General features: G+C 60.2%; 7 protein-coding genes. 2 read left to right on the top strand and 5 right to left on the bottom strand.

All coding sequences use genetic code 11. The features are described 5' to 3' along the window. Window positions 1-589 (bottom strand): septum site-determining protein MinC (minC, locus tag ACIONG_RS29310; RefSeq protein WP_401304419.1); only part of this gene is annotated, 589 nt, incomplete at its 3' end. 117 nt (window positions 590-706) lie between these two features. Between minC and ACIONG_RS29315 the strand changes: the two genes are divergently transcribed. Further along, window positions 707-1,639, top strand: coding sequence for a lipid A biosynthesis lauroyl acyltransferase (locus tag ACIONG_RS29315; RefSeq protein WP_103303779.1), 933 nt, complete (start codon window positions 707-709; stop codon window positions 1,637-1,639). A 35-nt stretch (window positions 1,640-1,674) separates the two neighbouring features. Beyond that, on the top strand, window positions 1,675-2,847 hold the full coding sequence (locus ACIONG_RS29320) for a patatin-like phospholipase family protein (RefSeq protein ID WP_103303780.1): 1,173 nt from the start codon (window positions 1,675-1,677) through the stop codon (window positions 2,845-2,847). Window positions 2,848-2,985: 138 nt separating this feature from the next. Here the strand turns inward: ACIONG_RS29320 and ACIONG_RS29325 are convergent, their stop codons facing one another. From ACIONG_RS29325 to ACIONG_RS29340, 4 genes are all read right to left on the bottom strand, one after another. Further along, a complete protein-coding gene (locus tag ACIONG_RS29325; RefSeq protein WP_064118621.1) occupies window positions 2,986-3,771 on the bottom strand; it encodes an outer membrane protein OmpK in 786 nt (261 codons plus the stop codon). Between the two features lie 373 nt (window positions 3,772-4,144). Further along, entirely contained in the window at window positions 4,145-4,930 is a 786-nt protein-coding gene (locus ACIONG_RS29330) for an outer membrane protein OmpK (RefSeq protein ID WP_213028024.1), read from the bottom strand. 165 nt (window positions 4,931-5,095) lie between these two features. Continuing rightward, window positions 5,096-6,454, bottom strand: a complete 1,359-nt coding sequence (locus tag ACIONG_RS29335; protein WP_103303782.1) for a nucleobase:cation symporter-2 family protein — start codon at window positions 6,452-6,454, stop codon at window positions 5,096-5,098. Between the two features lie 169 nt (window positions 6,455-6,623). Beyond that, window positions 6,624-7,812 (bottom strand): urate hydroxylase PuuD (locus ACIONG_RS29340; protein ID WP_401304425.1); only part of this gene is annotated, 1,189 nt, incomplete at its 5' end.

The following is a 7,812-nucleotide window of genomic DNA, read 5'->3' on the forward strand; positions in this document are numbered from 1 at the left end:
CCTTGGTGTCACCCTTGACCCCGGCCAGCGCACGACCGCGCATCGGGCCGAATACATGGATGTTGCCATCGGCAAGAAGTTCCGCCCCCGGACTGACCGAGGACACCACCACCAGATCGCCGCCCTGGGCATATATCTGTTGGCCACCACGTACTGGCGTGGTGATGACGCGGGTCGGTTTTACGGTCGGCTCCGGCGGTTTTTCCGGTTTCTTTTTGACTTCGGCTTCCGGGGTTTCCAGCGGCCGTTCACGGGCGCCGGACGGCGGCAACACCGGAATGTCGATGGCGATGGCGGCGGCGATGTCTTCGATGCGGCTGGCGCGAATCGCCAGGGTGCGCAGGCCATGTTGGCGGCACACGCGCATCAGGCCCGGCAGATCGACCGCGCCTTCGCTCGGCGGCAGTTTGTCCAGCGCCAGAACCAGCGGCGCGTTGCTGAAGAAGTTCGGCGCCTGGGCGACTTTGGCGGCCAATTGCCGATCGAGGCTTTCGAGGTCGTTACGGGCCAGTTCCAGCACAGTAATGGCCAGCATGCTGCCCTTGAGCTGGAATACGGGATCTTGGTCTAACGGTTCGGTTTGGCTCATGTCGGCATACAACGGCTTGTCACTAAAAGTGCCGAGACTTATAACGAGAACGCCCGCGAGCCGCAAGCCGGGTCGAACGATGTAGAATGCGCGGCCACTGTATTTACGGAAGCTTTAATGGATCGCCCGCGTTTTCGAAGAGCATTTCTTGCTCCACGCTTCTGGCCGCTCTGGTGCGGTCTGGGGCTTTTATGGCTGATCGTGCAGTTGCCGTATCCGGCATTGCTGACCATCGGTCGAGTTTTGGGCGCGCTGATGTATCGCGTGGCCGGCGACCGGCGGCGCATCGCCAAGCGCAACCTTGAACTGTGCTTCCCGGAAAAATCCGCCGCCGAGCGCAAACGCCTGCTCAAGGAAAATTTTGCCTCCACCGGCATCGCGTTTTTCGAGATGGCGATGAGCTGGTGGTGGTCCCGCGAGCGCCTGGCCAAACTGGCCCACGTCGAAGGTCTGGAGCATTTGCAAAAAGCCCGGCGTGAAGGCAAAGGCGTGATCCTGATGGCGGCGCATTTCACCACGCTGGAAATCGGCGCGGCATTGCTCGGTCAGCAGCACACCATCGACGGCATGTACCGCGAACACAAGAACCCACTGTTCGATTTCATCCAGCGTCAGGGCCGCGAGCGGCACAACCTCGATTCGCTGGCGGTGGAGCGCGACGATGTGCGTGGCATGCTCAAATTGCTGCGCTCCGGTCGGGCGATCTGGTACGCACCGGATCAGGACTACGGTGCCAAGCAAAGCATTTTCGTGCCGCTGTTCGGCATTCAGGCAGCGACCGTGACCGCGACCACCAAATTTGCCCGGTTGGGTAAAGCACTGGTGGTGCCGTTCACTCAGGAACGCCTGGCGGACGGCAGCGGTTATCGCCTGACGATTCATGCGCCGCTGGAGGACTTCCCCGGCGAGACCGAAGAGGCCGATTGCATCCGCATCAATCAGTGGGTCGAAAGCGCTTTGCGAGCCTGCCCCGAGCAATACCTGTGGGCGCATCGCCGCTTCAAGAGCCGTCCACCGGGCGAGCCGAAGCTGTACGCCAAACGCGGTTGATTCACCCATCCCTTTAAGCACTATGGAGTGTTGCGATGAGCCCAGCTGAACCGGTCACAGGTTTGATTCTTTCCGGCGGCGGGGCTCGGGCGGCGTATCAGGTGGGGGTGTTGGCGGCGATTGCCGAGTTGTTGCCATTGGGCGCCGACAATCCGTTTCCGGTGATCGTCGGCACCTCGGCGGGGGCGATCAACGCCGTGAGCCTGGCCAGCGGCGCCACGGATTTTCGCGCCGCCATCGAACGCCTCACGCTGTTCTGGCAGGGCTTTCGCAGCCATCGCGTATTGCGCAGTGACTGGCCGGGAGTGATCCGCCAAGCCAGTCGTTTTGTCAGCCACAGTTTGCTCGGCATGGGCCGACACCTGCCGGTGGCGCTGCTCAACAGTTCGCCGCTGCGCGATCTGCTCAATGAAAAACTGCACATGCCCGGCATCGCCGAATCCATCGCACGCAAGCAATTGCACGCGGTGGCGGTGACTGCGTTCGGCTATGAGTCGGGGCAGGCGGTGACGTTCTATCAGGGCGGCGGCAAGATTGATTCCTGGCTGCGGCATCGGCGCATCGGCGTGCCGACGCAATTGTCGGTGGAGCATCTGCTGGCCAGTTCGGCGATTCCGTTGTTGTTCGCTCCGGTGAAAATCGGCGAGGAATATTTTGGCGACGGCGCAGTGCGGCAATCGGCGCCGATCAGTCCGGCCCTGCATCTGGGCGCCAGTCGCGTGCTGGTGGTCGGTGTCAGTGGCAACCCGCGCGGGTTTGATCCGCAGCAGCCGCTGGAGCGCACCTACACCGGGCAACAGCCGACGCTGGCGCAGATTGGCGGACACATGCTCAACAGCACGTTCATCGACAGCCTGGAAAGCGACATCGAGTTGCTGCAGCGTCTCAACCAGTTCAGTCATTTGATGCCCGCCGGCACACCGACTCGCGAATTGGGCGTGGCGCCGGTGGAGGTGCTGGTGATTTCACCGAGTCAGCCGATTGATGAAATCGCGGCACGGCATCGTCAGGAATTGCCGGCGGCGTTGCGCTTGTTCTTGCGCGGGCCGGGAGCGACCAAGACGAGCGGGGCGGGGGTGTTGAGTTATCTGCTGTTCGAGGCGGGGTATTGCAGCGAGTTGATCGATCTGGGGCGACGGGATGCGTTGGCCAAGCGTGAGGAGCTTTGCCGGTTTCTGGGGATATCCGAGGCGGTGGCTCCCGCCTGAGATTTGTGGTGAGGCAAATCGCTGGCAAGCCAGCTCCCACAGGTTTCTGGGTGAACACAATAATTGTGTGCGACACAAAACCATGTGGGAGCTGGCTTGCCAGCGATGGCGTCCTTGCAGACGCCACTTACACCCGCATCAGAAGTGGAACTTCACCAGGAAGCTGGTCACGTTCTGATTGGTGGTGAAGGCACGGGTGTCGTCGATCCCGTACTTGTCTTTCCAGTAGTCGTACTCAACACCGACGTACAGCTGCTTCTCGCCGAAATTCAGCGCCTTGCCCAAGTCGTATTTGACCTGTGGGTTGAAGTGCAGGTTGGCGTGGTATTCGCCACGGTTGTTGACGTCGTTGTCGACGACCCAGTCCATGTAGCCGTCGATCAGCACGTTCGAGTCGCCGACCGGAATGGTGTAGGACCACACTGGAGTGATCTGCCAGACGTTGTCACCCGGACGCGAGCCTTCGGTGTGGCGCTGGTAGAAGTTCAACTGGAAGTAGTCGAAGCCCGGGATGGCCAGGTCGAAGCCCGGACCGATCAGGTAGGACTCGGTGTCACCCTCGCCGAACTCGTATGTCATCGCCAGCAGGACGTCTTTGATCGGGCCGAATTCGATCTTCTGGTCGAGCACCTTGCCCAGCGAGATGCGCGGGCTGAACTCGCCGTAGTAGGTGTTCGGGCCGTTGTTGAAGTCCTTGTCACCGTTGTAGAAGATCTTGTCGACGAACAGGAAGTTGTCCCCATACTTCCAGGCGTCGGCGTGCTCGAAGGTGACGGTCTGCTGAATCGCAGGGTTGACCTTGAAGTCTTTGCCGTAGAGGTAGGTCAGGCTGTTGTTCTGCCATTGCAGCAGGCCATCGGCCATGGCCTGGCCGCCGGCCAGCATCGATCCCGCGAGCATCAGGCTGGTGCACATACGTTTCATTCGGTTGCTCCCAAAGTAGGTGTTCCACGTTTATTTTTTTAAGATCGGCGCTCTGGTGTGGCGCCTTTTTTCGTTGCTGCAAAAGTCATCCGATTGGTCAGCTTTCATGCTGTTAGCAAGAGCTGGGCCAAGGCTTTCGAAAAGCAAAAAAACGCCCGGTCGGCTGCTGAAAAACAGTCGACAGAGCGTGTTTTCGGGATGCCTCGGTACTGACCGGGGCCGGGATAAGTTGGCCTGTCGGTCAGGAATTAAATCCGGGCTTTTTTTTAGACCGAATTCATGAGGCCGCGGAGAATACTGACTCCTTGGCCAGCTCTCAAGTGCCCCGCAACAGAGCACCGACGACAGGTATGGGGCACGGTTGCGGGTCATCTTAAAAGTGCACCTTCACCAGCAGGCTGGCGGTGTTCTGATTGGTGTCGAGGTTGTGGCTGCTTTCGACCCCGTATTTATTTTTCCAATAACTGTATTCGGTGCCGACATACAGCTGCTTCTGACTCCAGCCCAGGGCTTTGCCCAGGTCGTATTTGATCTGCGGATTGATGTGCAGGTTGGCGTGGTAGGTGCCGCGCGAGTTCTCGTCGTTGTCGACGACCCAATCCAGATAACCGTCGATCAGCAGGTCGGAATTGCCCACAGGGATGCTGTACGACCAGCCCGGGGTGATCTGCCAGACACCGTCGCCGGGGCGCGGGCCTTCGGTCTGGCGGCGGAAGATGTTCAGGGTGACGTAGTTGAAGCCCGGCACCTTGAGGTCGAACCCGGGGCCGATCAGATAGGCCTCGCTCTCACCTTCGCCGTACTCGTAGGTCATCGCCAGCAGCACGTCCTTGATCGGGCCGAATTCGAGCTTCTGGTCGAAGATCTTGCCGAACGAGAAACGCGGGGTGAATTCGCCGTAGAAGGTGTGCGGGCCTTTGTTGCGGTCTTCCTGGCCGTTGTAGAAGATCTTGTCGACGAACAGAAAGTTGTCGCCGTACTTCCATTTGTCGGCGTGCTCGAACGTCACCGTCTGCTGGATCGACGGATTGATCGCGAAATTCTTGCCGTACAGATAGCTCAGGCTGTTGGTCTGCCACAGCAATAAATCGCCGGCCATGGCTTGGGATGCGGCCAGCAGGCCACCGCTCAACAGCAGGTTGGTTTGCGTGCGAATCATCTGTTGCTCCCTCTTGTTTTTATTGTTTGAGGCGCAGAGCTGTTGCGTGCCTTTGTAGGAGTGAGCCTGCTCGCGATAGCGGTGAATCAGTCAACATTGATGTCGGTGTTGATGACGCAATCGCGAGCAGGCTCACTCCTGCAGAGGGCATTGGTGATGCTGTTTTTAGTGCTGATGCGCGTGGCAGTCGTTGATCGTCGCGCGCTCGGCACCGCCGAGAATGTTGAACAGCAGGTTCAGCGTCAGCGCACTCAGCGTGGCCATGGCGATGCCGCTGTGGGTGATCGGGCTCATCCACAACGGCAGGTGGGCGAAGAACTCCGGACGCACCACCGGGATCAGACCCATGCCGATGCTCACCGCCACCAGCAACTGGTTGCGACGGTCACCGATGTCGGCTTCTTGCAGAATCTTGATCCCGGTCGCGGCAACCATGCCGAACATCGCAATCGCCGCACCGCCCAATACCGCCGGTGGAATCGACGCCACCAGGAACGCCGCTTTCGGCAACAGGCTGAGGACGATCAACAAGCCACCGGCGACGATGGTCACCGAACGGCAACGCACGCCGGTCATCTGCACCAGGCCGATGTTCTGCGCGAAAGAGGAGTGGGTGAATGTATTGAAGAAACCGGCCACGAATGAAGCGCCGGCATCGCACAACAAGCCGCGACGCAGCATGCGTGGGCAGACTTCCTGGCCGGTGATCTTGCCCAGCGCGAGAAACATCCCGGTGGACTCGACGAAGATGATCACCACCACCAGGCACATCGACAGGATCGGCGCGAGTTCGAATTTCGGCATGCCGAAATGCAGTGGGGTGACGAATTGCACCCATGGCGCATTGGCCATGCCGCTCAGGTCGACCATGCCGATCGCGCCGCACAACAGGTAGCCGAAGCACATGCCGATGAGGACGGAAATGTTCACCCAGAAACCGCGCATGAAGCGGTGGATCAACAGAATGGTGCCCAACACCAGAGCGGCGATGGCCAGATAAATCGGTGAGCCGAATTGCGCAGCGGCGGCACCGCCACCAGCCCAATTCACGGCTACGGGGAATAGCGACAAGCCGATCGAGGTGATGACTGTGCCGGTCACCAGCGGCGGGAAGAAGCGTACGACCTTGGACATGAACGGCGCGATGATCATGCCGAAGAAACCGGCAGCGATGGTGGCGCCGAAGATCCCTTGCAGGCCGATCCCGGGCATGCCGGCCATGGCGACCATGCTGCCGACGGCGGCAAAACTGGCGCCCATCATCACCGGCATGCGAATGCCCATCGGGCCGATGCCCAAGGACTGCACGATGGTGGCGATACCGGCGACCAGCAGGTCGGCGTTGATCAGGAAGGCGATTTCTTCACGACTCAGGCCAGCGGCCTGTCCAATGATCAGCGGCACCGCGATGGCACCACCGTACATCAGCAGAACATGTTGCAAACCGACCAGGATCAGTTGCAAAAGGGGCAATCGCTGAATGGCGGGTGCGTCGGGGATGCGCGCTTTGGACAGCTCGGACATGCAACACCTCGGATCTTTTTTATTCTTGTGATTGAACAGCTGCCGGGTTGCTCGCAGCTGTTTCTTTGCATCAGGTAAACCGCGTTGCGGCCAATCGCTGGCAAGCCAGCTCCCACACAGGCAGTGCAAAACCCTGTGGGAGCTGGCTTGCCAGCGATGCTTTTACTGCTTAGTTGGTCTGCGCTCCCTGGGCGATCCATGCACCGATCAGGTCACGTTCCTGCTGGGTCATCTGGGTGATGTTGCCCAGTGGCATGATCTGCGTGGTGATGGCTTGCGCCTGGATGCGCGCCGCGTTCTGGCGGATCTGCTCGGGGGTGTCGAACATCACACCGGCAGGGGCCGCACTGAACAACGGGCTGGTCGGTTTGGCCGAGTGGCAAACCGCGCAACGTTCTTGAATCACGTTGTGCACTTTGTCGAAGGCCGGACCTGCATTGGAGGCTTGCGCCGGTGCTGCTGCAGGCGCTGCTGCGGGTGCTGCCGCTTCAGCCGGTTTCGCGCCACCGCCCAGTGCCGTTTCCGGCAGCGGCTGGTACTCGATTTTTGCCGGAGCCTTGGCCACTTCCGGAGCGGTCGACATCGGTACAGGACCGGTGACGTACGCCAGAGTGATCATGCCCACCGCCGCAACCGGCAGAGTCCAGGCAAACTTGTGGCTGTCGTGACGGGTGTTGAAGTAGTGACGCACCAACACCGCCAACACTGCGATCCCGGCCAGGATCAACCAGTTGTACTGGCTGCCATAGGTGCTCGGGAAGTGGTTGCTGATCATGATGAACAGCACCGGCAGGGTGAAGTAGTTGTTGTGACGCGAACGCAGCAAGCCTTTGGCCGGCAGCGCCGGATCCGGCGTGCGGTTTTCGGCAATCGCCGCCACCAGTGCACGTTGCGCCGGCATGATGATGCGGAACACGTTACCGACCATGATGGTGCCGATGATCGCGCCGACGTGCAGGTACGCACCACGACCGCTGAACACCTTGCTGAAGCCATACGCCGCGCCGATGATCAGCACGAACAGGATGAAGCCGAGCAGGGCAGGGCGTTTGCCCAGAGCGGAGTCGCAAAGGAAGGAGTAGATGAACCAGCCGAGGAACAGCGAGCCGATACCGATGGCCACGCCTTCAGGGCCGCTCAGTGTGCTGCCCGGAGCCAGCAGGTAGAGCGTTGGATTGGAGTAGAACACCACGCACAGCAGCGCGATCCCCGACATCCAGGTGAAGTAGGCTTCCCATTTGAACCAGTGCAGGTTCTCCGGCATCGACGGTGGGGCCAGTTTGTATTTTTCCAGGTGATAGATACCGCCACCGTGGATCGCCCACAGATCACCGGCCAGACCGGTTTTCGGGTTGACG

The organism is Pseudomonas sp. NPDC087817 (genome assembly GCF_044742875.1).
Taxonomy (GTDB): domain Bacteria; phylum Pseudomonadota; class Gammaproteobacteria; order Pseudomonadales; family Pseudomonadaceae; genus Aquipseudomonas.

Excerpts from the sequence above, each read along its gene's own strand:
- ACIONG_RS29315 (WP_103303779.1), top strand. The coding sequence starts at position 707 with ATGGATCGCCCGCGTTTTCGAAGAGCATTTCTTGCTCCACGCTTCTGG.
- ACIONG_RS29320 (WP_103303780.1), top strand. The coding sequence starts at position 1,675 with ATGAGCCCAGCTGAACCGGTCACAGGTTTGATTCTTTCCGGCGGCGGG.
- ACIONG_RS29325 (WP_064118621.1), bottom strand. The coding sequence starts at position 3,771 with ATGAAACGTATGTGCACCAGCCTGATGCTCGCGGGATCGATGCTGGCC.
- ACIONG_RS29330 (WP_213028024.1), bottom strand. The coding sequence starts at position 4,930 with ATGATTCGCACGCAAACCAACCTGCTGTTGAGCGGTGGCCTGCTGGCC.
- ACIONG_RS29335 (WP_103303782.1), bottom strand. The coding sequence starts at position 6,454 with ATGTCCGAGCTGTCCAAAGCGCGCATCCCCGACGCACCCGCCATTCAG.